This window comes from Blastopirellula marina (assembly GCF_002967765.1).
GTDB lineage: Bacteria > Planctomycetota > Planctomycetia > Pirellulales > Pirellulaceae > Bremerella > Bremerella marina_A.
Genome location: NZ_PUHY01000016.1, coordinates 23723 through 49919 on the forward strand (window position 1 = coordinate 23723; position 26197 = coordinate 49919).

The 26197-nt window shown below is 50.7% G+C and carries 17 protein-coding genes; 10 read left to right on the forward strand and 7 right to left on the reverse strand.

What is annotated here, in order from left to right; genetic code table 11:
* The first annotated feature begins 64 nt into the window (after positions 1–64).
* The 9 genes from C5Y83_RS27875 to C5Y83_RS27915 all read left to right on the forward strand — a co-directional run bounded on the left by C5Y83_RS27875 (position 65) and on the right by C5Y83_RS27915 (position 10548).
* Entirely contained in the window at positions 65–667 is a 603-nt protein-coding gene (locus tag C5Y83_RS27875; protein WP_105333104.1) for a hypothetical protein, read from the forward strand.
* Positions 668–738: 71 nt separating this feature from the next.
* Positions 739–912, forward strand: a complete 174-nt coding sequence (locus C5Y83_RS29525) for a hypothetical protein (RefSeq protein WP_158262564.1) — start codon at positions 739–741, stop codon at positions 910–912.
* Positions 913–972: 60 nt separating this feature from the next.
* Entirely contained in the window at positions 973–1389 is a 417-nt protein-coding gene (locus C5Y83_RS30245) for a FixH family protein (RefSeq protein ID WP_105333106.1), read from the forward strand.
* A gap of 743 nt (positions 1390–2132) precedes the next feature.
* Positions 2133–2897, forward strand: a complete 765-nt coding sequence (locus C5Y83_RS29715) for a hypothetical protein (protein WP_199195168.1) — start codon at positions 2133–2135, stop codon at positions 2895–2897.
* 231 nt (positions 2898–3128) lie between these two features.
* Entirely contained in the window at positions 3129–3563 is a 435-nt protein-coding gene (locus tag C5Y83_RS27895; RefSeq protein ID WP_158262565.1) for a hypothetical protein, read from the forward strand.
* An 11-nt stretch (positions 3564–3574) separates the two neighbouring features.
* Positions 3575–7108, forward strand: a complete 3534-nt coding sequence (locus C5Y83_RS27900; RefSeq protein ID WP_105333109.1) for a CRTAC1 family protein — start codon at positions 3575–3577, stop codon at positions 7106–7108.
* A gap of 30 nt (positions 7109–7138) precedes the next feature.
* On the forward strand, positions 7139–8944 hold the full coding sequence (locus C5Y83_RS27905) for a CRTAC1 family protein (protein WP_105333110.1): 1806 nt from the start codon (positions 7139–7141) through the stop codon (positions 8942–8944).
* Positions 8941–9855 (forward strand): RnfABCDGE type electron transport complex subunit D, encoded by a 915-nt coding sequence (locus tag C5Y83_RS27910; RefSeq protein WP_158262566.1) that lies wholly within the window; start codon positions 8941–8943, stop codon positions 9853–9855. The genes C5Y83_RS27905 and C5Y83_RS27910 overlap by 4 nt, the downstream gene beginning before the upstream one ends.
* An 81-nt stretch (positions 9856–9936) precedes the next feature.
* Positions 9937–10548, forward strand: coding sequence for a carboxymuconolactone decarboxylase family protein (locus C5Y83_RS27915; protein WP_105333111.1), 612 nt, complete (start codon positions 9937–9939; stop codon positions 10546–10548).
* 493 nt (positions 10549–11041) lie between these two features.
* On the opposite strand, the gene C5Y83_RS27925 is transcribed toward C5Y83_RS27915, so the two are convergent.
* The 5 genes from C5Y83_RS27925 to C5Y83_RS27945 all read right to left on the reverse strand — a co-directional run bounded on the left by C5Y83_RS27925 (position 11042) and on the right by C5Y83_RS27945 (position 16992).
* Positions 11042–13258 carry a c-type cytochrome domain-containing protein gene (locus tag C5Y83_RS27925; protein ID WP_105333113.1) on the reverse strand — a complete coding sequence of 739 codons (2217 nt, stop codon included), beginning with the start codon at positions 13256–13258 and terminating at the stop codon, positions 11042–11044.
* A gap of 89 nt (positions 13259–13347) precedes the next feature.
* The gene (locus tag C5Y83_RS27930) at positions 13348–13833 is read right to left on the reverse strand and encodes a hypothetical protein (protein WP_105333114.1); all 486 of its coding nucleotides are present in this window, start codon (positions 13831–13833) and stop codon (positions 13348–13350) included.
* A gap of 210 nt (positions 13834–14043) precedes the next feature.
* The gene (locus C5Y83_RS27935; RefSeq protein ID WP_105333115.1) at positions 14044–15420 is read right to left on the reverse strand and encodes a hypothetical protein; all 1377 of its coding nucleotides are present in this window, start codon (positions 15418–15420) and stop codon (positions 14044–14046) included.
* A 157-nt stretch (positions 15421–15577) separates the two neighbouring features.
* On the reverse strand, positions 15578–16453 hold the full coding sequence (locus C5Y83_RS27940) for a hypothetical protein (protein ID WP_105333116.1): 876 nt from the start codon (positions 16451–16453) through the stop codon (positions 15578–15580).
* Positions 16450–16992, reverse strand: coding sequence for an RNA polymerase sigma factor (locus C5Y83_RS27945; RefSeq protein WP_105333117.1), 543 nt, complete (start codon positions 16990–16992; stop codon positions 16450–16452). Before C5Y83_RS27945 ends, C5Y83_RS27940 begins: the two co-directional genes overlap by 4 nt.
* 241 nt (positions 16993–17233) lie before the next feature.
* On the opposite strand from C5Y83_RS27945, the gene C5Y83_RS27950 reads away from it, so the two are divergent.
* Positions 17234–20320: a CHAT domain-containing tetratricopeptide repeat protein gene (locus C5Y83_RS27950; protein ID WP_105333118.1), complete on the forward strand. Its 3087-nt coding sequence runs from the start codon at positions 17234–17236 to the stop codon at positions 20318–20320.
* Between the two features lie 54 nt (positions 20321–20374).
* Here the strand turns inward: C5Y83_RS27950 and C5Y83_RS27955 are convergent, their stop codons facing one another.
* Together C5Y83_RS27955 and C5Y83_RS27960 are read right to left on the reverse strand one after the other, a co-directional pair.
* The gene (locus C5Y83_RS27955; protein WP_158262567.1) at positions 20375–23521 is read right to left on the reverse strand and encodes a CHAT domain-containing tetratricopeptide repeat protein; all 3147 of its coding nucleotides are present in this window, start codon (positions 23519–23521) and stop codon (positions 20375–20377) included.
* 674 nt (positions 23522–24195) lie between these two features.
* Entirely contained in the window at positions 24196–25788 is a 1593-nt protein-coding gene (locus tag C5Y83_RS27960; RefSeq protein ID WP_105333316.1) for an aldehyde dehydrogenase family protein, read from the reverse strand.
* Positions 25789–26197: the final 409 nt, after the last annotated feature.

Sequence of the window (26197 nt, forward strand, 5' to 3'; positions counted from 1 at the left end):
AGGATTGCCTTCGATTCACGTCGGTTACTCTCTTGATAGACCTATATTCGAGGCACGAGTCACTATGAGCTCTGCATCTTCGTGTTCACTAGAACACCGAAACGACAGCGTATTACAGAAGATCAATTCGCAGTGGCATAAGCAGTCGCTATGGATCTATACCGCGATCGTCCTCGCCCACTGGGGGGAACACTTAGCACAAACCGTTCAGATCTATTTGATGGGTTGGTCCATTCCTGAATCACGAGGAATTCTTGGTATTTGGTACCCTTGGATGGTGAAATCAGAAGCATTGCACTACGGATACGCGCTGGTCATGCTGATCGCTTTCTGGATCCTCCGGAAGGGATTTGTCGGACGATCGTATACTTGGTGGATGATCGCATTCTGGATCCAATTCTGGCATCACATCGAACACGCGTTGCTCCAGGGACAAGCGATTCTGCAACACAATCTATTTGATTCACCGGTGCCTCTAAGTATCGCACAACTCCTCATTCCACGTGTTGAGTTGCACCTTTTCTACAACACCGCGGTCACAATTCCGATGGTAATCGCGATGTTCTATCACATGTTCCCAACTCCAGAAGAAGAAGCACAGATGCACTGTGGCTGTGCCTGGCATACGGCCCCTCGCCTGGTCACATCTAAAGTTTCCACGACGTAATGATCCCCAAAGGGAAATGCGCTGGTCGCATCGAAAGGTAATTGCGCAACATGAACTTGATACGAACCCTCATGACGATATTTCTTATCACGGTAGTCGGAATCTCGATTGCGGGCTGGATTTGGGCGGGTGATTTGCCTGTGGCAAAGCTCACTGGAGCACGAGTCGTTCTGGCCTTGTGTGCCCTAATGGCCGCTGGAGCGATCGCGATGATCTGGAACGAGAGAACGCCAGAGCAAACTTAGCGTGTGTCCGACCAGCCGCCGCTGTTTACGTCCCAATACGAGGTAAGAAACAAAACTTCCATGCCCCCAAATCGTTTTCGAGTAAATGCGTGTTATTTTGCCATCTGCACTTTTGCGTTCTCGTGTCTCTTGGGATGCGGGATTACTAACACTTCGGACGAAGCTGCGAACATTAACGTTGACTTAGTACTCGAACCATCGCCGCCACAGGTTGGTACAGCAAGTGTCACGCTTGAATTGTCTGACCTGAATGGCCAGCCAATTTCCGGCGGCAAGATAGAACTCGAAGGAAACATGAACCATGCCGGAATGAAGCCCGTGTTTTCTCAATTGGAAGAAAGAAAGCCTGGCACGTACGTAGGGGAGCTTCAATTTACGATGGGAGGAGACTGGTTTGTGCTCGTCACGGGGGAGCTACCAGACAATGTTCAAATCAATGAAAAAGTCGAGGTACCAGGAGTCACTAGTCCACGATGAGTTTCACATCGGAACAGAAAAGCTCTCTAAAAGTAGAACACGAGGCAGTCGATCGCACTCGATTCGATCTGTTACGCGTTCCGCTCGTCGGATCTTTTCTGCGCTGGCGTTGGTCGCGCGTGGCGTTACAAATTCCGTTATTGCTAATTGGCATAGTTATGATTGGACACGGGCTATTCGGGCCCGATCTGGCTCCCAAGAATTTGGCTGCGTTGCTTACCTGGGTTCATTATCGGGGATTGGTCGTACTCGTTCTGTTGCTCGGCGGCAATTTCTTCTGTATGGCCTGCCCGTTTATGCTACCGCGAGAGATTGCCCGAAGAGCATTCAGTCCAAAGTGGGATTTTCCACCGTGGCTGCGTAACAAGTGGCCGGCCGTGATTTCTTTCGTAGGCGTCTTATTCGCGTATGAACTCTTCGACTTATGGGGCGATCCTTGGTGGACTGGCATTTTGATCCTTGGCTATTTCGCAATAGCAATCGGTGTGGACGCCATATTCAAGCGGGCATCATTTTGTAAATTCGTGTGCCCAATTGGTCAATTTAACTTTCTGGCCTCGGCGATGTCGCCACTTGAGGTATCCGTTGTTAACCAGAATCAATGTACCCAGTGCGAAACCAAGGACTGTATACGCGGTCGAGTAGGGACAAGTGACGCTGAATCTGGATCGACCGGTAACTCCCTGCCGATTGTGCAACGTGGCTGTGAATTAGCGTTGTTCCAACCTCGAAAGAAAGGCAATTTGGATTGCACGTTCTGCCTCGATTGTGTCTATGCTTGTCCGCACAATAACGTGGGTATTCATTCGCGTTTACCAGGTGAAGAACTTATTGATGACAAAGCGCGTTCGGGAATTGGAAGCCTCAATCATCGAAGCGACTGGGCGGCTTTGACGATTGTGTTCGTTTTCGGTTCACTTCTGAACGCTTTCGCGATGGTCAGTCCGGTATACGCATTGGAACAGTCGATCTCTCGAATGACCGGTCTCGTCGTCGAGTGGCCAATTTTGGGAATGCTGTTTTTGGGCGCATTAGTCCTGGAACCACTAGTTTTACTCGGAGGCGCTGCCTTGGCGACACGCTACTGGGGCGAGCGACAGGCGACATTGATGGAGACTGTCAACTCTTTCTCGAGATCCCTGATTCCGCTCGGGTTTGGTGTTTGGCTTGCACACTACGGATTCCATTTCTTCACGGGAGCGTTGACATTTGTTCCTGTTCTTCAGCTCGCAGCTCGTGATTTAGTCGGATCTCCGATTCTGGGAGCTCCACAGTGGCAACTTGGTGGACTTCCCGAGCGATTTGTCTACCCAATGGAAATCGGTTTCCTCGTGTTGGGACTCCTTGGTTCCCTGATGGTTGCCTGGTGTATCGCTGAGAGGTTCGCTCCACGCAAGGTCATAGGGGCTTTCTTGCCATGGGGAATAGTGAGTGTGATTCTATTCACGACCGCATGTTGGATCCTTTCGCAACCTATGGACATGCGAGGAACCTTTCTAGGAGGTTGAACTACGGTGAATCGAAAGGCAACAACAAGATCTCATCGAGAGTCGAAGAGACGGTGGCCTGCAGAAGGCTGGTGCCGATATGTGCTCGCTACCAGTATCGCGTTGATAATGGCGGGGCCTCTATTCGCGCATGACGGTCCCCCTTTTCCAGTCATCATGGACGAACCGGTACCGGGATATTTGGTATCCGTCTGGGCGGATCCGGATATTGGCACCGGAACGTTCTATGTCATGACGCAACCCACCCAAGACTCTGCGCCTCAGCAAGATCCGCCAAAGATAGAGTTATGGGTGCAGCCTGAAAATGGACGCCTACCCAAGAGCAATTATCTCGCTCGCCAGCAGGAATTGAGGAACCGACTTCAGTTCATTGCCGAGCCCGTCTTTGATCGGCAGGAAGTATTTAGCGTTGGAATTGTCATTGAGAATACGGATGGAAGACGGACAGAACTCTTGACTGAGGTAGAAGCGACGCCACCTGGCTTAGGGCCGTGGGATTTGGCAATCTACCTCTTCCCCTTCGTGATGTTTGGAGGACTTTGGGTGATCGGCTTCTTCAAGAGGAGTAGATCACCCATAAATCCTCATGCAACCAAGGACCAAGAGGAATCTCCGAACGGATCAATCATTGATACTTCTAATTCGCGTAGCGACCTTACTCCCTAGCGACGTCCACCATGAATCAGTACTCCGACAGCCAACGAGGCAGCCCATTTCTTCGTCGACTATTCATAGTCGTCGGTTGTATCGTGGTGGCGATCATCGCGTTGACACTCTTCGTGGTATTCAAGGGTCCCTGGGACGAGAACAGTGAAGTTTCCGAATCGCTACCTAATGATGCCGTCGAAGAATTTTACGTGGGCGTTTCATCTTTGGATGTTGAAGCGAACCAACGCGCTCGTGAGATATTCGAATCGTTGTCTGAGAAAATCCCCAACGAATCGGCGGTCTGGGCTAACTACGGCATTGCGTTATTACGACTGAACGAGATCGATGCTGCGAAAGAAGCACTTCAAAAGGCAAGGGAAATTGCCCCTAATGATGACCGAATAATCTGGTTGCAAGCGATGATTGAGGAGCGGGCGGGTCAGTACGATGCAGCAATCGATCTGATTCGTGCGTTAAATACTCCCGATATCAAAGCATTATACCTTTTGGCAGACCTTGTCGAGAGAACAGGACGTAGCTCGGCAGACGAGGAAAGACTAGTCCTTCTGAAACGTATTCTTACCCAGGCTCCGGATAATCTGTTGGTCCAACTGAGCCGTGCACGTATTGCTGCCAAACTGCAAAACAAGGACGAGCTTCAGGCGGCGTTGCAGAATCTTGATGAGCTACAAGCATCGTGGAATGAAACAGCCCTTTCAAAGTACGAATCGTCAACTAACGCTGCGAATAGCGATGATTTCAGAAAAGTTGGCAGAGAGATTCTGATGCTCGAAAATGTGTTGAAACCAACACCAATTTATCAGCAGAGTCTCGCAGCAGTTCAGGAAACAAATCATACGCTCGGGCAGCCGATTCGCGGTTTCATGAATCTCGCACCTCCCAGCGTAGTAGTCGCTGAAGCCGATCGGAAACTGCACTTCGCCCTCCAATCACGGAATGCGGAAGCATCTCGACTACAAATGTTCTGGGCATTGGCTTTGTCGGGCGAACGTCACTCGAACATCGTGTGGAATGGAAATCAGCTTCATATCGACAACAAGACTCCGCTGCCAGTTCCAAGTTCGATGAATCAATCCCAAATCGACATATCATCTCTGCTCGGCGTCGATTTGAATTCCGACTTTCGCCTTGATGTGGTGGCAGTGGGCGAGAATGGCTTGGTGATATATGTCCAAAATCCCAAGGGAGAATTCAGTTCAGTCATTCCCCAGGAAGAACTTAAGGACTTCTTTCAACAATCATGGGCGGGTGTTTGGGCGATCGATATTGAGGCAGACGGTGACTTGGACTTGTTGCTAAGTCCTCCACCTTCAAAGGAAGGCCAAAGCGAGACGCCAGCGACGTGTCAGATTCTTCGCAACAACGGTGACATGACCTTCAGCAAGATTAGTTCGTTAGAAAGTATACCACCACTACGCAATTTGCATTGGATCGATTTCGACAATGATGGTGATGGAGATGTCGTTGGGCTGGATACAGAAGGCCGGCTATTGATCGCTTGGAATGAACGTTCAGGACAATACACATCGCCAGAAGTCATCGCCAGTCCAGTCACTATTCTGTCGACAGACACTGCCGATACGGACGGCGATGGCATTGTTGAATTGATCACGCTCGATGACAGCGGTGACGTCCGCCGGTGGTCGTATGACGACACCGATAAAAAATGGACGACTATCACTTTGGTCCACTGGAATGATATAGGCGAACTACGAAACTCTTCAGACTGGGAGCGAATCAATCTGCGACTAGCAGACATCGATAATAACGGTGCCGTCGATCTCATTGCTTCCGCAGGAATGAAAACGGCTATCTGGTTAAGCGAAGGAACTGAAAGTTTCATTCAACTTACGGATACGCCGGACATGTTTGTTAACCAAGTTGTTGATGCAAACGATGATGGAAGACTGGATCTTATCGGAATCTCGAAGAACGGCGTGGCTACTGCCATCAATCAAGGAGAAAAGGCTTACGGGTGGATTTCGATCAAACCGCAAGCAAACCCTAATCCGGGCGACCAGCGGATCAATTCATTTGGTATCGGAGGAAAAATTGAGATCTTCGCAGGCCAGCTTCGTCGCACGGCGCCAATTCAGTCGCCGATCGTTCATTTTGGAATTGGAGAGAATCCTAAGACAGGTGTGGCCAGGGTTACGTGGCCGAATGGAACTTCACAGGCAGAGTTCAACCTGAACTCAGGCGAATCGATCATTGCTGCTCAGCGGCTGAAAGGCTCATGTCCCTGGGTGTTTGTACGTAACGCGAAAGAAATTCACTTTGTCAAAGACTTCATCTGGCGATCTCCGTTAGGGCTGAAGATCAACTCTCAAGAGACAGCAGGTGTATCTCAAACCGAAGATTGGATCAAAATACCTGGTGAGTTACTGAGCTCACTTGATGGTACCTACGAAATAAGGATTACCGCAGATCTCTGGGAAACGCACTTCTTCGATCATGTATCACTCATGACGGTCGACCATCCTCCTTCCATGGAGGTGTATGTTGACGAGCGTTTCGTTCCGACCAGTGTTCCCGACCTGCGCTTACACTGCGTGACGCCGCCAACTCCGTTCGAATTGGTAAAAGACGAACAAGGAGATGATGTCACTGATCAGTTGACTCAAGTCGATCAGGTTTATGTTGATTCATTTCCACTGGGCCGATTCCAAGGCGTCGCGGAAGACCATTGGATAGAGTTCGAGATCCCGGCGGATGTCTCTCCAGATCGATCGTTGTGCTTAATTGGAAGTGGATGGATCTATCCAACAGATAGCTCTCTGAACGTGGCCATCTCGCAAGGAAGCTTTCCAAAACCACACGGCTTGGTACTTGAAGCCTATGAACATGAAAGGACTCAAGAAACGACGGTCGTGCCGGGGCAATGGAAGGTCGTGAGTGACAACCTAGGGTTCCTCGCAGGCAAGAATAAAACCGTCGTCCTTCCTTTGCCAAACCCGTCAGGACAATCGGGTACACGACGATATCGCTTGAGGACCAATCTGGAGATCTACTGGGACTTTTTGGGATGGTCCGTCAGAGAAGATGACACTGCGATCGCGACCAACGTTTTAGATTGCATCACTTCGGATCTTAGATACCGAGGGTTTTCGAAGTTGTCTGCCGAAGACCGTCGCAAACCAGACTTACCGATATATGACACGATTGCGGCGACTGGACCACGCTGGCGTGATCTTCAGGGCTACTACACCCGATTCGGTGAAGTGGGAGAGCTATTATCGGAGACAGACGACCGCTACGTCATTATGAATGCCGGAGACGAGATGGTATTGAAGTTCCCTGCACAAGATGAACCGCCCCCTGGATGGACTCGAGATTTCGTCCTTGTAGGAGATGGTTGGGTCAAGGACGGAGATTTCAATACAACCCACAGTAAGACCGTATGTCCGTTACCTAGCCACGCCAATGCAAAATACGATCGCGAAGATAGTTCCTTAGAGAGCGATCCTGTCTACCTTGAGCATCGCACGGACTGGGAGCGGTTTCATACTCGCTACCGAACGGGTGCCAAAGTCGGACATTAATCTCCACGTCAAAAGATAAGTGTGAATATCATGTTGCAAAACAACCGTCGATGGTACGTGGCGATTCTGTTTGTCGCCTTGCTACTCGGGCCTGCGATATATATCCGTTACGCGAACAGCGAGGCCAATTCACATGCATTTCCTGCCAGCGATGCTTCGAACGATTTGTTAGATCGGTACGGATTCCAGCTTCACGAATCAGCTTCTGAAGCAGGGATCGACTTTAATCACACGCCACCTCGGATTGATTCACAGCTTGCACATATTGAACCACAAATTGCCTCCATGGGAGCATCCATCTCGATCGTCGACTTCGATCGCGATGGATGGAACGACATCTACGTCACCAACAGCAGCCCAGGGAGTGCCAACGCGATGTATCGAAACCAACAGGATGGAACGTTTCGCGAAATGGCCACCGAACTTGGGATCGCTCAGCTGAATGAGCCAGGGACTGGGGCATGCATGGGTAGTATTTGGGCCGATTATGACAACGATGGTTTCGAGGATCTTCTAGTTTACAAGTGGGGACCACCAGAATTGTTTCACAATGAAGCAGGCAAGTCTTTTGTTCGCGTCACTGAGGAGGCCGATCTTCCGTCGTGGTGTAATGCGGGCTCAGCCACTTGGTTCGACTATGACAACGACGGCTATGTTGATCTATTGATCGCTGGTTACTGGCCGGATGATGTCCGTTTGGAAGCCTTAGAGCATACACGCATCATGCCAGAAAGTTTCGAGTACGCAGGTAACGGAGGCAGAAAGTGGTTGCTGAGAAATCTTGGAAACGGAACGTTTAAAGACGTCACATCGGACGTTGGCATTTCCAGTACGATGTGGACGCTCGCTGTCGTGGCTGCTGACTTCAACGACGATGGCTACCCCGATCTTTTTCTCGCCAACGATTACGGCGTTTCCGAACTATATCTCAATGAAACAGATGATCAGGGGCGGCGCTTTCGCGAAATAGGTAAGCAAGCCGGGATCGGTCATTCGCCGAAAAGTGGCATGAACGCGGCGGTCGGTGATGTCCTCAACCAGGGAGCACTGGCGATATACGAAACGAATATTTCCGAGGAAGGCGTCCTCATTCAGGGAAACAATCTCTGGATGCCCTTAGAAAAGGGAACCGCCCAATTTCAGAACCTCGCTTCGGTGATGGGGGTCGAGATGGGCGGATGGAGCTTCGGCGCGCAATTTGGAGACCTGAACAACGACGGCAATCTCGATTTGTACCTAACCAACGGCTATGTGTCAGGTGATCCAGGCACGACTTACTGGTATGACTTTTCTGAGATCACCGGGGGCCACTCAAGCATTATTTCCGACGCCAAGAACTGGCCAGCAATGCAAGGTCGAAGCCTATCCGGTTTTCAGCACAAACGTGTTTGGCTGAATGACGGTGCTGGCAGTTTCACAGAGGTTGGGCAAGCCGTAGGCGTTGCCGATAAGTGCGACGGCCGCGCTGTGGCGATGGCAGATTTGTGGAATCGGGGTGTTATAGATGTTGTCGTAGCTAACCAAGCGGGGCCAATGCTTCTCTACAAAAATACCGTCGCTAAGGGCAACCACTGGATTGAATTCGATCTGACCGGAACGGAAAGCAACAGAAACGCAATCGGTACGCAAGTTACGGTTCATTGGAATGGTCAACAGCAACTCCAACAAGTGATCGCAGCTAGCGGCTATGCGGCTCAGAACCAGCGTCGACTCCATTTCGGACTCGGGAACGTGTCCGATGTCGAAAAGGTAGTTATCCGCTGGCCATCGGGAACGAAACAAGTCATTCAGGCTCCTCAGGCAGATAAGATTCATGGAATTGAAGAATCAAAATGAATAGCTCTACTCACCGTATCGCGAATGAAGAACCTTCCTCAAACGATAAACCGCAAGTTTCGTTCTTCGCCAAATTCTTCAGCCTCGACAATCGCTTTCTCGCGCCGATCTTCATTACGTTGATTCTCGTCGTAGGCCAGTTGACATTCGGTATGCTGGAAAGCTGGTCACGAACCTTTCTCGCAATTGGCGTCTGCATTGTTTGTGAAGTTGTGCTAGGCCGATTGCTTTTAGGAAAGTTTCCTTACCTGGCGAGTGCTTATATCTCGGGGATCAGCGTCGGTATTCTTATACGTTCACCATTTGTTTGGCCATACGCGTTGTGCGCGGCGCTTTCCATTATGTCGAAATACGTTCTGCGTTGGCGTGATCGCCATCTATGGAACCCCTCGAACTTCGGTGTGAGTGCGATGTTGTTTCTATATCCCGCCGCCGTAGCCTCCCTTAGTATTCAATGGGGGAACTCGATCTGGCCCATGGCAATCATTTGGTGCCTGGGCTCACTGATCGTGATGCGACTAAAACGATTTCACATTTGCTTGACGTACGTCGTGACTTTTTTGGTGCTGGCGTACGTCCGTTGCCTTATCACGGGCAAGCCTTACGGAGCGAGCATCGCTCCACTAACGGGGCCCATGTATCAACTCTTTGTCTTCTTTATGATCACCGATCCTAAAACAACGGTACGCAGTACTTGGGGACAATGTCTCGTCGCCGTATCCATTGCCGCGGTGGAAATGATGCTTCGTCTGGCCGAGGTCATCCACGCGCCGTACTACGCACTGTTTCTAGTGGGACCAGCAGCCAACGTGCTTGAAATCTGGCTCACGCAGAATCGGACACCTGATCCGATCAAGGATGAGGTCAACATCACACCTGAGACGACACTTGCCCATGCCGAACCTTCGTAACCAATGATAAAAGAGTGAGGTGCCAGTACTTGGGCAGAACAAAGTCGACATGCTTCACAACAGTCTTTCTGGAGAACGCATATGCCATTTATTCAGTGGATCAACGAACAGGATGCAGAGGGAGAGGTGGCGGAAGGGTACGACATTTACTTCCAAAAACGTCCAGACCGGACTCAAGTGGCAGACATCGTCAAATGCTTCAGCCATCGCCCCGACTTCATGAAACAAATGATGGAGTTCAGTTGGAAGGTTCATTTCTGCGATGGTCATCTATCGGAACGAGTCAAAGAGATGATCGCAACGTTGGTGTCCGGACAAAATCGTTGTCCCTATTGCATGCACTCGCATGCCTATTTCCTTCACTCTCATGGAGCCGAAGATAGTGTCGTTGCGGCGGTTGGAAAAGGAGACCTTGACGACGCGAGAATACCAGCTAACGAGAAGGCACTTCTCAAGTTTGCGTACAAGCTGACGAACAATTCGCACAAGAATCGTCCGGAGGACGTGCAGGACTTACGAGATGCGGGATGGAGCGAACCACAAATTGCGGAGGCTGTCTACATTACCGCATTGTTTGCTTTCTTTAATCGCGTTGCCAATGGATTCGGGCTCGAAAATCCAAACTACTTCGATCTAGAAGAAAAACCAGATCCCCTCAGTGGATATCTCCCTGCCGTCGGCGAGACCAACTGACAAGCTGTATTCGCCACGAAAGAGCTGCGGAGAAATTTGCTGCTTCAAAAACTGTACTTGGTTTCGCGAACAGTGATCTCGAATATCAGGCCCAGTTAGCAGGCCATATCAACCCAACGTTTTCAAATTCCGTTGGGTAAACGACCATTCGAGTATCCTAAGGAAGTTTCTCGCTTGGTTCTCGAAGCGGGTTAGAAAGTTTCGGCATTCTTTCAGCCAGCCGATCAAACGCTCGACGATGTTGCGTCTTCGGTACGTTTCTTCATTGAAGGTAACGAACCAAACGTCTCGGTCTTCGTTCAGCGCCGCGATCCCTCAAACCTTCGAACAAAGTTGGGATCAACTCAACACCTCAATACGCGTCCAAGACATCCATGCATCGAGGTAACACCTTCTGCAATCGAACGGTTGACGCTGTACGGCGCCATGCCCTGGGGCATTGACTAATACGACTCCGACCAGATTGGAGGACACTTCACGATTTCGGCGTAGGTTAACGAGTTTCAATTGTAAGTGTTCGTTTGACCAATCCGCGGGGATCATTCTTCAAGCGGATCTGACCATCTCCTTCCAACTCGTAAAACGGATGGACCACGCGATCGGTGACATTTTCACCTCGAACGATGGTGGCGCCTGTGAACTCGTTTTCACCGGCATAGACAATGATCTCTTCGCTTCCTAGGGCCGGCTTCACCTTCAAGGTTCCCTCTTCGGGGAATCTTCGCTTCTCGCCGGCGGCTAACTTGGTTCCAGCGGGCAAAATGGTAGCCAATTTGCCTGAGAAGCTGCGGCCCAACATTTCAATGAAAACAGGCTGGTTACCCTTATTCTCGATGAAGATCGCTAACTCGTCACCAGGTGAGAAGATGTTGTTGGCACGTGTTGTTGAGACCCGGACATCCACCGATGAGGTTGGAGGAATGTAGTTGGGCAGGGTGATTCCATCGAAAGAGATTACTGGGATACCAATCCCCAGGCCCGTAATCACTTGATCGTAGAAGTCTTCCCAAGTGTCACGCCGAATCACACCGGCATCTGCGAGCGATACTAGCCCAAGGCCAGTCAGTCGTGGTTGCCGGACGATGACGCGCAATTCATCGGTGGACGTCAGCCCCAGTTCACCAGCGACGGTGTGTAACTGCAGCGGAGCCTCCAAAAATCGTTTACTGACGGGAGTCAGCGGCTCATCCTCTTGGGGATGACCGAGTAACTTTTCGATGCTGGTCAAAAAGCGATCCTCGTCTGCCTGGATCAACTCGTCCATTTCTTTTCGAGCCGGATAAAGCTCTAAGGCCGAGCGTTTGTCGATCTGACCACTTCCACTGATAAGTTCAATCGCTGGTCGCACATCGTCCTGAAATGCTTTCATGCCTCGATCGTGACACCGAATACAAGAAAGCCCGTTGCGAACCGTTTTATCTTCGGCCAGTCGATCGGTCACGATTGACGTGGGTGCGAAGTCAAGACGTCCCCCTGCCGAATCTGCAACGTAATACGCCTGCAGGCCGTTGGGCAAATTGAAGATCATTTCACCGCCGGTTCCTACCAAGTGGATCGGATCGATGAATATGTTTTCGGTTCCCTTGCTTGAAGCGTAGTCAATACTTTTCCAATATGCCCCATGTTCATAAGGATGCCGCTCGACGGCGCGATTATTACGAGAAACGCCAGAGACTGCCATGCCGGCCCGCTTAGCAATTCGCTGGGCGATATTATCTTCCGAATCGATATCAAGCTTTTCTTCGAGTTCCTTAAGCGTATGCGGCAGTTGCAACAGGTCGTGATACAAGGGAGGCAAGGTAGCCGTGCTGCAGAACCAATCGATCCGTAAGTATGGCACCGGTCGAATCATCTTCGACGGGCGAAGGTATTCCTGAGCGAGTAGATCGTAGGTCTGCGAAGCCTCGTAGACGATTGCGTACGGATAATCGAGTAACACTAGATCGTGATTGTTTAAACGTTTTGAATCAGACGAGCTATCTTCGGACTGCGCGACCGTTCGATGCCAGTTCAGCTTTCGCAGATCGACGGCAAACAAAGTCCCGACGTCTTCGTTGACGACTTCTGGCTGGACCAGTTGATTCTGGTACGACAAATGGTTCAACGCCTTGAACAATGCATCTCGCTGGCGTCCTAATTCCTCGCGCGTGGCCCCACCAACTAGCAAATGATGTGAGCTAAAATAGCGGTACGAATATCGATCTTGCAGTGGCAAGCTTCTTTGATGTTCCAGAATTTGCTGAAAGAGGTAATCCGGATCACGATACGTTTCCATCACGGTCGGATCAGCCTCAGCCCCGACGACGTCCAAAGGGAAGTCCTTGGCCCCAGCGACGATCCACTTCCGAATTAGCGAAATCTCGTTAGGATCGAGGGGAGGCTGCCCCAGTGGCATGCGCGCATCTTCGTCTTCTTCCAACAGAATCTCGTAAAGCAACGAATCGTCCGGCTTGCCAGGTGTGGCATATTCTTGATCACGGAGCTCCGCGACTTTCAGCACGTCGACGCCGCCTTGAACGGCGCTCCCTCCATGACATTCGAAACAGCGAGAGCGAAAGACCTCTTTTACCTTCGCCCCTAACTTTGCGACTTCGGTTGAATCCTGAGCGAGTGACAAACTCGGATTGAACAACGCGAATGCCAAAGCCCAGCTCAATACCGTACCGCAAATCGTGTTTCGGGCCTGGAAGAGTCGATCGGAGTAAGTCACGGATGCAAGTCCTAGAGCGGTAAGAACATTCAGGAAAGGCGAAGTCCATAACCAAAGAGACTTCGCCTACAATTTGACGTTACGCCCAGTTATTTAGGTGCGTCTTTGGGGTCTTTGGTCGAAGGAAGCTTTTCGGGATCGATCGGCAGCATACGTTCGCCATCTTCCGAATCAGGAATCTCAGGCATCTTACCTGGTTTTGGAAAGGCCTTTTCCGGAATGTCTTCTAGCTTTTCCTTCCGATCTTCTTCAGCCAACAACGAGTACCCCTTCTCTTCCAGGTCGTAACGACCCCAGTAAACGCGACGAACTGGATTGTAGTAGTAGACGTAGCGGGTTCGCGTTGGATAGTAAACGCAGTAATGGTGACGGTATCCTGAGTAACTTGAATAGGGCTTGTAATAGTAGTACGAGTAGTAGTAACTGCTGCGAGGGTGGTAGCTCCAACCGCTGTAGTAATGTCGTCCAGCCAAGTAATTCGCGGCGGCAGGACGAGAGGCGACGCTTCCCAGACCGAGTGTTAAGGCGACCAGTAGACCGAAAACCAGGGAGCGACGAGTAGTACGTGAGAACATCGAATCTATCTCCTAGTACGAAAAAAACTTGGGTGTTCTTTCAGCGGCTATCTCAGCCGGTATTCACTTGAATAACGAGGGAGTCGGCAGTATCTTCCGGATCTCCCTCGATTTTTGGTGATTTTCTTAAGGCAGCGACATCAGCGTCTGCCAAACAAGAGGGAAAAGTCGCTGCCCAAACGAAGTGTCGTTAGCAGCGTTTATGAACCCCTATTCCGGTAAGTCTTGAGGGCTGTAGTATTTCACCGTCGCCGTCATGATCGGAATCGTATCTTTGACGAACTTGGCCGTCCCTAGCGTTTGCCCAACCGCTTCCCCATTGCTAATCAACCCTCGCGTCACATTTTGCGCGAGTTGTTGCTTAAGAGCACCAAGATTCGAAGGCTTCTCCGAGGGGAAATCGCCTTGCGTTAAAATTTGAAAGTCTTCCCCTTCGTCTGTCAGCAATTCGGTGCTGACTTTCGGTTTCACTTTCTGTTCGGGAAATAGACTGATTGAGATTGAGCCAGCAAACTCGCCGTAGTCGATTTCCTTGGCCTTGGATTCGGTTTGCGACAGGACTTTGAACGGTTCCATCGTGTTCGCCGACGTATCGTAATATCCTTGAAATCCCCATTCCTTACGATCAGGCTCGAGAACCCAGGCCTTGGCTTGGGAGTCGGCCACCGTCTGACGGCCAAGCGTATTCTCACCGTTCACCTTCAGTACTAAACCGAGTCGCTTGTCGCTTGATTTTCTGCGAACGATGAGAAAGACTTTCTGCCCTTGCTGCGGTTCTGGCACGAAAGCGGCACCATCTCGGAATTCGATCTCCTGTACCTCATTGTCATAGCGAATTTCGAGGAGAACGGCAGCATCACTACTGGCAAGCGGATGGATCTTCGACTTTGCCGGCGACGACTCGTTAACCGTTTCCTGTTTGACCTCTAACGAGGTGGTGAGAGCCTCCTCGGTTGCTTTATCCTTTCGCTCCTCTTGGCTCATCGAAAGGCTTCCGTCGTCAAAGACACCGCGGACAGTGAAACTTTCACCACTATCGAGCAGGTCTTCCAGATCGAGCGCGACTTGGAATTTGACAATCGGAAACAGGGCTTCAGAAGTGCTGTCAAAACCGAGAATACCGACAGCCATTGTCCGAAGATCGCTGGAAATTAAAGCCACGCCAGTAACGAAGGCGTCAGGCACAACTTTCTCGTCACCCCATGCCAGAGGATACTCTTGCGAAAAAAGCTTCTCACGTCCTTCTTCCGACAGATGACTGGCTCCCTCAATTTCAGAGGCAATCTGGGAGGCGTTCGCAATCAAACCGATCGGATCACGCGTGTCATTGGCCACGACCAGGGCCAATTCGAGCTTCTTGGTCAATCGCATGTTCAGCGAACCAACCTGATCGACAGAAGCTTCATTTCCCTTTTTGATGCGAAACTTAAGTACGCCCACGTTCTGGTAACCACGCTCTTTCAGAGCGTCCATCACCCGAGGTCCCTGCTTTAGAAGCTGTTTTTCCAGGTCGTCCGCTGCAGGCAAAAGAGAACAAGCACCGAAGACAAAGAGAATTGTTAAGCCAAATCGAACACAACGCGGCATAGTTGTCTCCCAGCGATCATTGCTAATTGGAGTTACTTCACGGTGTTAACGGCGGGAAGGCTTCTGTGTCCCGAGGAAAATCGCAATTAACCTAAAATAGTTGAAAATCATCCCCAATCACCTGGGATATTCAATTCTGACCGCTAATAACACTCTATTAAGATGACGTAATAAGCTGCCGTAGACTTTGTTCTAAATTATTCATGGTCTCATCCGCCTCGGCTTGCGTCGATCTAAAGTCTGCTCCCTGTTCTAGTTGAGCCAATTGACCAGCAATATCCTGACGAGTCTTTTGACAGGCCGCATCCACAGCATTGTGTGTTTTGCCATCTAAGGCAGAAAGTCGCGCGGTCAGTAGTTTTTGGCACCCGGCATCGAATTGCTTCAAGCGAGTGATCAGTTCTTCTCTGTTTTGTGGACGCTTGTTGAACCATGAATGTGCCGCGGCCGCCAAGTTTTCCAGCAATTTCGTTTCCGAACGGGATGACTCCAACACGCCTGGTTTGTTGAAGCCCCATCCTTGCGGAGCGGGGGGAGTCAAGTTAACCCATACCCCGACAGCGATTGAAGCCGCGACCGCAATCAACCCAGCCAGCCCGGACCACACAGTCGCTTGCCCACTTCTGCTCGGCCGCTCTTTATCTGGCTTCTCAGAACGACTATTGAGTTCGTGTCGAATCTGGGACCAGCGCGCATCATGTAGTGGCGTTTCTTGGCGACTGGCAGAGCGCTGTTGCCAATAGAGTGGCGCCTGGATCAACACGTATTCCTGAAGGTCCACAAGTGCCTCTGGACTTGCCATCAGCTTTCGCAACTGGCTTTCAGATAATGACTTAAGCCCATGTTGCTCGATATCAACTAATTGATCTTCGGTCAGATCGACAAAGCGTAGCGGCATTCCCCGAGCCTCTTCAGACGCTAGTGTTTCCCAAATGATTGCCGCCTCGAGCAAGTCTTCCGAACAGATGAATTCTTCGACCCATTCGGCGAGTTTTTCAGGGTTCTCGGGCAGATCTAAGGAAACCAGTGTCATATCCGTTTCTGCTCCATACACTTGCGCAAATTGGCCAGGGCCCGATGTACACGGGTATAAACGGTACTCCGTTGAATGTCTTCCGCCGCGGCAATATTTTCCCCAGAAGTGCCACTGAAAAAGGCCTGAACAATTCGACGTATCGCATCGGGAAGCTGCTCAGAACATTCGCGAAGCTGCCTTAATTCCTCTTCCCGTTCCAAACGAAACGAGGCGGCGGCTTGTTCGGCAATTCCAAGCGACTGTTCGGTTAGCGGATAAGACTTTGGTTTTCGAAAGTGATCGTAGAGGGTGTTTCGTGCGATCGTAATAATCCACGCCCCTATGCGACTACCAGCAAAAGTTTGACGCGAATTCCAGACCTTCAGCCACGTTTGCTGAATCACGTCGTCCGCATCGCGGGGACAACGAGTGCGGACATAGATTTCCAGCTGGTGACCAAATTGGTCATATAGTTGACGAAAGCTCGCCGGGTCGCCCGCTTGAAAGCCTGCGATCAGATCTTGTTCCCTTGCTGTTTCCGCATAGGTACTCATCATGCCCGGACAGTTTCATTTCCATCACAGAATAGGAACGCGAATGTGCTATGAGATCGGTCGCATTGTAATATGATCCTGTCTCGCCAAGCAATTCTTTAACAAACTTATTCGCCAGGCTTGAGTTAGAAACATGCCTCGGCCACATTAGATCAAAGAACATGTGGTCGTCAGCATATCAACTACTTGCGATTTTGCATTCCGTAAAGCATCCGAGACTTCGCGTCCAGAGAGGAGCGTTTGTATGCATTTGGCTCGCACGATAATTTTAAGCTGCTTGTTTATCGGTTGCCTGAGCAACGATCTACTTGCCCAGCTAACCGCGCAGTCCGAACGACGCGTCACGCAACTGAACGAACAGATTGCTCAGTTGGAAAACCAAGGAAACGATCGTGCAGCAATCCCTCTACAGAAAGAGATCGTTGACATCGCTGAAAGAGAGCTCGGACACAACAAAAGTGAAACGGCATATGAATGGAACTATCTGGGGCATCTTTATTTTCGGTTAGGGGAATACGGAGAGGCACGCAATCCATATTCCCAAGCCCTGTCGATACGCCGAAAGGTTCTTGGGGAAAACGACGAGGACACGGGCGAATCGTATGGAAACGTTGGTTTTGTTCTCGCCGAGTTGGGTGAATATGACCAGAGTGAAGAGGCCTATCTGCAGGCCTTGCGGATCTATCGTCGTAACACGGGCGATGAAAGTTCGGAAACACTGCAGACGATGAATAACTTAGGAAATCTTTATCTCAAGACGAGTAACTTCGAGAAAGCAAAGTCCCTCAACCGTGCCGCCTTGGCGATTCGCACGCGCACGCTTGGTCCCGATCACGCTGATGTTGGTGAGTCAATCTTTAATCTCGGAGTCATTGCCCACGAAGAGGGAGACTACAACAAGGCACAAGAGCTCTATTCGCGATCGCGTTCTATTTTTCAGGAAGCTCTCGGCGAGGAGCATCCTTATACGCTGCAGCTAATGAACAACCTTGGCAAACTGGCCTACGATCTAGGAGACGTGCAGCGTTCGTACGATATTGACCGTCAGGTTTACGATATCCGGATGCGAGTCTTAGGTCCAGATCACATCGACACGGCTCAATCCCTTAACAATATGGCGTTTAATCAACAGGACCAACGCAATTTTGAGAAAGCGTTACCGCTGTATCAAAAGGCATTGGACATTTTTTTGAAGCAGCTAGGCGAGAAAGACGTCAATACGCAATTGACGATGTTGAACCTGGCGGTCGTGAAACAGCGACTCGGTCAGTCGAAGGAGGCGGAGGACCTCGCTACTCGAGCTTTGAACCTACGTCGCGAAAGTCTGGGCGAAGGGCATCCACTTGTATCGGAAGCCCTCTATCAGATTGCAACGGTACGTTTAGAGGCCGGCAGACTGGATGAAGCTCGAGAAGCGTTTGAGCAATCGTACAAGATTATGGAAGACGCTTACGGGGACAATCATCCAAAGACGCTCTCTGTCCTATTTTCGCTTTGTTGGATTAACATGCGAAACGAGGATTGGGCTAGCGTGCTCGAATTGTCCGATAAGACACGACGACTCGTGCGAACAACTGGGGCACGTTTGATGTCCGGTCTTACGCCAGCAGAACAGCTCAGACTTCTAAACAAAGACGACCATCACGAATTTGCGTTTACGGTTGCATGGCAAAAGAAAGACGACCAAGCGTTCGCCGACTCGTCCGCAAGCTGGATCATAAACGACAAAGGGCTGTCTCAGGAAACACTCGCAGCCCGCGAAACATTACTCCGCGATTTGGGAGATGCGGAGACTCAAACGCTCAGCCGAAAACTTCAGGAGACACGTCGTTCACTAGCCAACATCGTACTTTCCGCTCCGCAAGCGGACCAAGTCGAGCTGAAGAAAAGGCAGGTCGAACAATTGACCCAGCAAGAGGAAGAACTCAGTCGCCAATTGGCCAAGAAGGTAGGAGCTTCCGTCGAACTTGAGAAATGGATCGAGTTAGACGATGTTCGTAAAAAGCTGAAACACGATGAAACTTTCGTAACTTGGATTCGCTTTCAACCGTACGACTTCAATAATGAGAGTCAGATATCGGGTTACCTATTACCGCCCCGGTACATGGCTTGGATCATTCCTCCAGCGGGTCAACGTGAAGTCCGCTTGATCGACGTCGGGCCAGCAGAGGAAATTGACTCGCTCATCGAAAAAGCGCGAAAAGAATTGAATGCCGCCGGTCGACCAGACGGCGCGATCCGAAACGAAGGTGAACAAGACGCGGAAAAGAAGCTGCGCCGATCTCTTGCAGACGTTGCTGAAAAAGTCTGGCTGCCGGTCGCTTTCCATATCGGCGACGAAACCAAAAAAATAAATCTCAGCCCAGACGGTGCCTTATGGCTCGTCCCTTGGGCCGCCTTGCCAGATGGAGACGACCGCTATTTGATTGAAGACTACGCGTTTCGCTACTTGATTAGTGGCCGCGAATTTGTACAGGAAGTGGCAGCTCCATCCTCTAACACGCCTCTGGTGTTCGCAAATCCAACCTTTGATCTCACTCCACAAAAGGTAATTGCCGCAGTTAAGGCGATTTTTCGGGACGTTCGACTCGACGCCAATGCGAGTCGGGGACGTGTTTCACAAACGGCTTTGGGCAAGGTTCCGAGCCTCCCCAATACCGAGATAGAAGCAAACGCCATTGCGCCCAGCTTAGAGAAACTCGTAGGTAAACCGCCCATTAAGTATCTCGGAGAATACGCTTTAGAAAGCGTGGTAAAGCGAGTTCATCGCCCGCGCATGCTCGTGCTCAGTACGCATGGATACTTCCTTCCAGATCAACAGATGCGATCAAATGAACGATCGATTCACAACGACAGAGCTAGAGCAGCAAGCCTACTTGCAATCGATGGGACGCTTATTGAGAATCCTTTGCTGCGCTGCGGACTGCTATTAGCTGGCTGTAATCAACCACCCGCCGGCGGTGACGATGGTATTTTGACCGGTCTCGAGATTGTCGGCCTCGATTTGCGTGGCACCGAACTTGTCGTGCTGAGTGCCTGCGAGACGGGCATCGGAAAAGTACAGATTGGGGAAGGTATCGCCGGACTTCGACAAGCGTTTCAACTTGCCGGCGCCAGTAGCGTTGTTGCGACACTGTGGCAGGTACCTGATCGAGACTCCGCCGTGGTGATGAAGGACTTTTTTGACCAATTGGCCGCGGAAACACCTCCAGCAGATGCCCTCCGATCCGCTCAATTGGCGCGGATCGAAAGCCGACGTGAACGATATGGTGCGGCCCATCCATTTTTCTGGGCCGCGTGGACGCTAACCGGAGAGCCACGCAAAGACTAACTTCCTCCCGCGTCCCCTGATGCCAAAGAAGTATCGGCTTCTTTTTAATCGAACTCAGGTACCAGTGAGTGTCCAAGCCGCCCAGTAGAACGGATGAGCCGCGCCATAGCGTTGTCGACGCGACTCGATGCGTTTTATTTGAGCCTGACGTAGTGCTTCTGGATGCGACTTACCTTCGGCTAGTTGCTCGAAGAAATCTTTCATCAGCAATGCTGAGTCACGATCAGGTACTTGCCAAAGGGTTGAAACAATTGCCTCGGCACCGGCAAGTTGAAATGCTTGTCGAAGCCCAGCAACACCTTCCCCTGAATTAACCGTCCCAACCCCCGTTTCACAGGCACTCAACACGACTAACTCGGTTCCTCGAAGATCGAGCCCCAAGATCTCCATTCCCGTGAGAATCCCATCATCGCCTCTTGCCGTTGGATTGTTACATCCAGCCAAAAGCAATCCACATCGCAACAGTGGGTTCTCAGGAATACCCGCTTTCAACTTACGTGTTGAAGAAGCATTGGAAACCGTCGAGCGACCTGTCGCGCTCGCCTGCTCTGGCAAAAAGAAACCATGAGTACTGAGCACTAGCACTCTCGGACTTTTCACTTCCTTAGCGACCGTTTCCAATGCGAACTTACCAAGATATTGAATCGGCTCTTTGCCGCAAATATTGGATACGCTTGGCGAAATTGCTAATGCTTCCAACCGGGTGCTGGGCAACGGCGTAACTTGTGGGATCGCCGTCCTTGAAATCGCGCCCGCCGGAAGCTTTTGTATATCAACCGAACGGAATATTGATTGCACGGCGCTGCGAACGCTATCAGGTGACAAATCAAACGATGGGTCCGCGAACAGCAGAGGAGCTCCAATGGCGGCCTTCTTTTTTGGAAGAACCAACTCGCGGCCGCTGGTAAGAAATCGCAGCGAATAGTCTTCGATTAGGTAGCGGTCGTCCCCAATCGGAATCGTATTCCAAGGCATTAACCATAATGCACCATCTGGACTAAGTACGAGCTGCTTCGTTTCGTCTGGAAAATGCTGGGCGAGCGGATCCCATATTTTTTGCTTCGCTTGAGCAAACAGTGTCCGCCATTCCGACTCGGTCGCTACCTCGCCCGATTCAGCCAAGAAGGCTTCTCGCGCACCGCTATCTCCAATCCAAGAACGGATCTTAGAAACGATCTTGTCGATTTCGCTGCTCTCGCCCAAGTCGACTAGCTTGACCTCACCTTTTCCAGTCGGAGGAATAATGTAGGCGAAATAACGGGCCTTACTGAAGCGATTGCGTCCCGTCTTAACCGAGAAATAATCCCACGGTCGGAGCTCGAAGAAATTGATCATGGTCTGATCCGCGGCGAGTGCTTGGCGAATCGAATCAAGTTCCACCCACTTGCTCTGTGCTAACGGCTCACCAACTCGATCTGCTAATTGCCGCGCCAAGGTCTCTTCTTGTTGCGTAAGCTCTGTAATACGCTTCGCTCGCTCGTCGACCGTTCCCTCTTCAGGCCTTGAAAGTGCCAGTCCAGCTAGTTCCTGACGAATCTTCAATAGCTGTTGCGCCAGGTTTCGCGATTCCACATCGTCGAGATCACGGGTTAACGTTTCGCGAGCCGCCAAAGTCTCTTGCGAAACGCCCTTCGCATTAAGCAGCCAATTCATCGTCGTGGCGACAACTTCGGGATCGTCCTGGTTGGCGATCGCCACCGACACCATTAATGACAAATCCTCCGAATTCTTAAGAAATAGCAATTGCTCGGTGGGTGAGAGCGAGGCAAGCAATGTCGAATAAAACTCTTTGGATTCACGGATCATTTGGTCGAAAAGTCGTACTGCCTCTGGCCACTTACGCTCTGAAGCGGCGAGGCTCGCACGCATCATCTTCAGCTGTAGTGTCTCAGGATTTGATGGCCCCAGCCGATTCTCGAACACCTTAATTGCCTGATCGTAGTATTCACGCGCAATCTCGTAGTTGCCGAAATCATGTTCCAACCATCCCAGGTTGAATAACAGCGCCCCGAATTCGATGCTGTTCTCTCCGTACTTCTGCAGATGGATGTCTCTTAGGCCTTCAAAGCCTTCTCGTGCCTCGTCATAATGAAGCAAGAGTTGATCCACACTAGCGATATCGCTTTGGATCATGACAACGCTAGAATGATCTTCGCTCAGGTGCCGTTTGAGTCCCGTCAATACCTTGCCGTACGCGTCGCGAGCTTGGGGATGCTTATCTTGCATATCGTACAGATAGCCGATATCCCATAATGTGTAGTACGGCTGTACGCTGTCCTCGCCGTACAGTTCGATCTCTTGACGATAGGTTTTCGTGAGTAATTGTTCCGCCGTCACGTAGTCCCCTAAATCGATGAAGATTTGGGCTAAATAGACGGAGGCCAATCGCGCCTCCTCGCTATCCGACTCACCTATCTGATTGGTGATATTCACTACTCGTTCATAGTGACGACGAGCTGTAGCGAGATCGCTCTTACCCTGATAGTACGTTCCAAGGGCCAGTAGGACTTCCGTCATCTCGTAGCTATCTTCACCAAAGGATCGAGCGGCGTTCTGATAGGCCTTGTCGAGATACTCTTTTGCTGCTGCATCGTTTCCAAGCGACGTTTCTGCAGTCGCCAGACTGGTCAAGCACCACAGCTGCATACTTTGATCTTCTTCACTGAGATACGGATAAATCTTAAGTGCAGCCAGAAAGCATTTGCGAGCCTCTTCCGGCTTATCGTCATCCAATTCTGTGAAACCTAGTTCCTCGACAATCTCGACGACGGTGTATTCTCGAGGACCATATAACTCACTTGCCGCCTTAAGAGCTTTCTTGAGCACGGTCCGGGCCTTGTTGAGTTCCGTCAAAATCCGAAGTGTTTTGCCATAGCCAAATTGGGTTAGGATATAATCCTCATTTGCCTCGCCAACGGTGGCTCGATACGCTTTGATAGCCCGTTCGTAATATGGCTTGGCCTCACGATAACGCTCCAGTTCGTACAGTTGTTCCCCTGTATAGGCAAGATTGAACGCCGTGTTGACATTGCGCTCGCCAAGTTCTCGCAAATAGATATCCAGTACTTTCAGTTGAACAGCATGGGCCTCTTCCCATTTCTCAGCATCGCTCAATGTATCGATTTGATCATTGAGTCTGCTGACCGTTTGGGCAGCCTGCCCCGTGAGATCCTGGGCGGAGACTTCGACAACGAATAACACGGCCAAAAGCATTCCTGCACATAGCGATCTGCAACCTGGCATCGCTTTTACCCTCGAATCTAAGTTGTAGTTTTCTCATCAGATGAAAAGCTAGAACGTGAGAATAGTATTCTGCCCGATTCAACGACACTTGGGAAGCAAGTTTTTGTCTTGGGCGAGAGAGGCCACGCGTCGAAGACTATCTCTGATTAACACAGCGCTAACATCTACCACGGACATGTCATATATAGAATCGAGTGCGATGTCCTGTCATACAGAACTGCGCCACCATTGGCGCGAGTTCTGAACTTGGATTCTTTCCCGCCTGCCATGATCCAACATGGCAGGCGTTTAACTGACTATGCCCTGGTCACATGATTGCTTCCAAGCTCAACTGATAAACCGCCCCTGCATCCAAAAACCACACCGAGCGAGACACCTGCTCACGATTTTGGAATAGACATTCATTCCGTGATACTGAAGAAGAATGGGCTAATTGGATGTCTTAACAGAGTCTACACAAATACCAGGACACTTCCTCCAACTGACTTTTCTTTCGTCACACCGTATTTTCTCGGTACAGCATCGAATTGCTACGCGTATGAGATTTAACCTGACCTTTTCTTCAAACCATTGAATTAAGTAAGGAGAAGGTCAGGTTTGCACATGATGTGAGCGGTTCTCGTAAGTTCGACCTATTTGACTTCGGCGATGTCTCCGGTTGTCCACTGCCCGTCGATATTTCGCCATAGCTTGCCAGTTGGATTGTGGTCTCTTAGCTCTTCTGGAAGGTGCGACTGGCGGACTTGGTCGTACGCCTGCAGCATCGCAAATCGCCGCATGGCATTGGGAATGCCAACGGAAGTGAAACCTGGGTGACCTGTTGCTGGAAATGGGCCGCCATGGGCCATACCGATGCTGACAGGCATTCCATTGGGCATCTTGTCATTCATGAACCGTCCTACCTTACGACGAAGTCGCGGTGCGAGTTCTTCATACGCATTGGCATCGGTACCGTCGGTGCTACTGTAAATGCAGCCAGCCAGTTGACCATGCAGCGCGTCGATTACCATCTTAGCTTCGGCTACGTCCTTACAAACGACGAACATCGCCGTATTACCGAAGGCTTCCGTTTGGAGGGCCTTGGGTGATGCTAAAAATTGGGCACCGCTGACTTCCAACAATGTGTTTGGATGACTAAAACCGGATCCTTGCTTTTGCTCTTGGTCGGTGATGACTTTGGCGCCAGCTTTCTTCAGCACGGCAATCTTTTCAATCAGGTTCGCAAGCGTCTTCTTGGAGCCCAATGTTCCCGGTGTTACTCCATTGAACTTGTCCTTAGTCGCGGCGATAAAACCTTTCGTTGCTTCGTCATCGATTAGAATTGCCAGCCCCGGCTGGGTGCAGAATTGGCCAGTTCCTTTTAGGCAGACATTGCTGTAGCGGTTAACCAGTTGATCGCCATGTTCTCGAATCGCTCCCGGGAGGAAGACCATTGGATTGACGCTCGAAAGAGACACGTAGATCGGCTTGCCTGCTGCATCCGCCGAAGCCTTTAAAGCAAGTCCAGCTGTCGTGCTGCCGGTGAACGCGGTTGCTCCGATCCGCGGGTCTGCGACTAGGCGTTTGCCATCTTCATGATTCATACGGTACAGAAGCTGAACCGTTGCCGAGGGCAGTTCCGCTTCCTGGGAGGCCTGAAAAGCTAGTTCCGCGAGGGCCTTAGTGGTGCCGGATGCCGCCGAGTTGGCGATCGCTATGACTGGATTTCCGGCTGCGATCGCTGATGCGAAATCGCCGCCAGAAATCGAATTCCATGAGAAAGGAAAGTTGTTCGGACTGAATATCGCAACCGGTCCAATCGGAGCGAACATAGAGCGAAGGTCACGCTTCGTTTCGATCAAGATCTGCTTCCAAGATCGTTCCTCGGCGGCCGCCGCAGTTTGACGAATTTGATCGGTTGTGCGATCCATCTCGCGGCCCGCCAGTCGATGCTCGGACGGCAAACCACTTTCTAGGCTGGCCAAATGCCCTAGCGAATTGCGATTTTCTTCCATCAAATCAGCAAACCGGCGAAGAAACTTCGGGATCTGCGTAGGAGCGATGTTGGCTAGTTCGTCAGCGGCAGACGCAGAGGCGGTCAGTGCAGCATCGCAATCGGCCCAGGTGCTGATCGGGTAATTACCAGGCAGAGCCTCTTGCGTAATTGGGTTTTGAGTTGAGAAGGTCTCGCTGCTATTGGCAGCTTTCCAAGTACCGGCGAGCAAGATCGGAGCGATGTCGCACATCAATAATAATCCTAATTTCGAGTAGTACGTAATCGTCAATGCTAACACTCTGTTTCGATGCAACCGTGAAGCTGATTGTTTTTCTTCGTCCGTAGCAACTGTTTTACGCTTGGAGGAAGTGGCCAGCGCTGTCGCCTTGGTGACAACCCCGATAATCGTAATAGCCGCGAAATGGACTTGCTGATGCATTTTATCGACCGCGAATCCGACGACATGAGCAGGATTGAGCTCCCAACCGACTTGGCCTGTGATTCAGCACTCAATACAGTTGCTATGACATGGTCGTCTGCGTCTTCCGCGATGTGGCTAATTGCAATCGGTCGTGAAATGTTTGCATAGTCTCTAAAACGACAAGGCAGACACACGCCAGATCGCGCCAACTTGTCACGATTCTGACCATCATCAGGCC

What these genes read in the sequence shown, in the direction of transcription:
- C5Y83_RS27875 (WP_105333104.1), top strand. Translation starts at nt 65, where the DNA reads ATGAGCTCTGCATCTTCGTGTTCACTAGAACACCGAAACGACAGCGTA.
- C5Y83_RS29525 (WP_158262564.1), top strand. Translation starts at nt 739, where the DNA reads ATGACGATATTTCTTATCACGGTAGTCGGAATCTCGATTGCGGGCTGG.
- C5Y83_RS30245 (WP_105333106.1), top strand. Translation starts at nt 973, where the DNA reads ATGCCCCCAAATCGTTTTCGAGTAAATGCGTGTTATTTTGCCATCTGC.
- C5Y83_RS27895 (WP_158262565.1), top strand. Translation starts at nt 3,129, where the DNA reads ATGACGCAACCCACCCAAGACTCTGCGCCTCAGCAAGATCCGCCAAAG.
- C5Y83_RS27900 (WP_105333109.1), top strand. Translation starts at nt 3,575, where the DNA reads ATGAATCAGTACTCCGACAGCCAACGAGGCAGCCCATTTCTTCGTCGA.
- C5Y83_RS27905 (WP_105333110.1), top strand. Translation starts at nt 7,139, where the DNA reads ATGTTGCAAAACAACCGTCGATGGTACGTGGCGATTCTGTTTGTCGCC.
- C5Y83_RS27910 (WP_158262566.1), top strand. Translation starts at nt 8,941, where the DNA reads ATGAATAGCTCTACTCACCGTATCGCGAATGAAGAACCTTCCTCAAAC.
- C5Y83_RS27915 (WP_105333111.1), top strand. Translation starts at nt 9,937, where the DNA reads ATGCCATTTATTCAGTGGATCAACGAACAGGATGCAGAGGGAGAGGTG.
- C5Y83_RS27930 (WP_105333114.1), bottom strand. Translation starts at nt 13,833, where the DNA reads ATGTTCTCACGTACTACTCGTCGCTCCCTGGTTTTCGGTCTACTGGTC.
- C5Y83_RS27935 (WP_105333115.1), bottom strand. Translation starts at nt 15,420, where the DNA reads ATGCCGCGTTGTGTTCGATTTGGCTTAACAATTCTCTTTGTCTTCGGT.
- C5Y83_RS27940 (WP_105333116.1), bottom strand. Translation starts at nt 16,453, where the DNA reads ATGACACTGGTTTCCTTAGATCTGCCCGAGAACCCTGAAAAACTCGCC.
- C5Y83_RS27945 (WP_105333117.1), bottom strand. Translation starts at nt 16,992, where the DNA reads ATGATGAGTACCTATGCGGAAACAGCAAGGGAACAAGATCTGATCGCA.
- C5Y83_RS27950 (WP_105333118.1), top strand. Translation starts at nt 17,234, where the DNA reads ATGCATTTGGCTCGCACGATAATTTTAAGCTGCTTGTTTATCGGTTGC.
- C5Y83_RS27960 (WP_105333316.1), bottom strand. Translation starts at nt 25,788, where the DNA reads ATGTGCGACATCGCTCCGATCTTGCTCGCCGGTACTTGGAAAGCTGCC.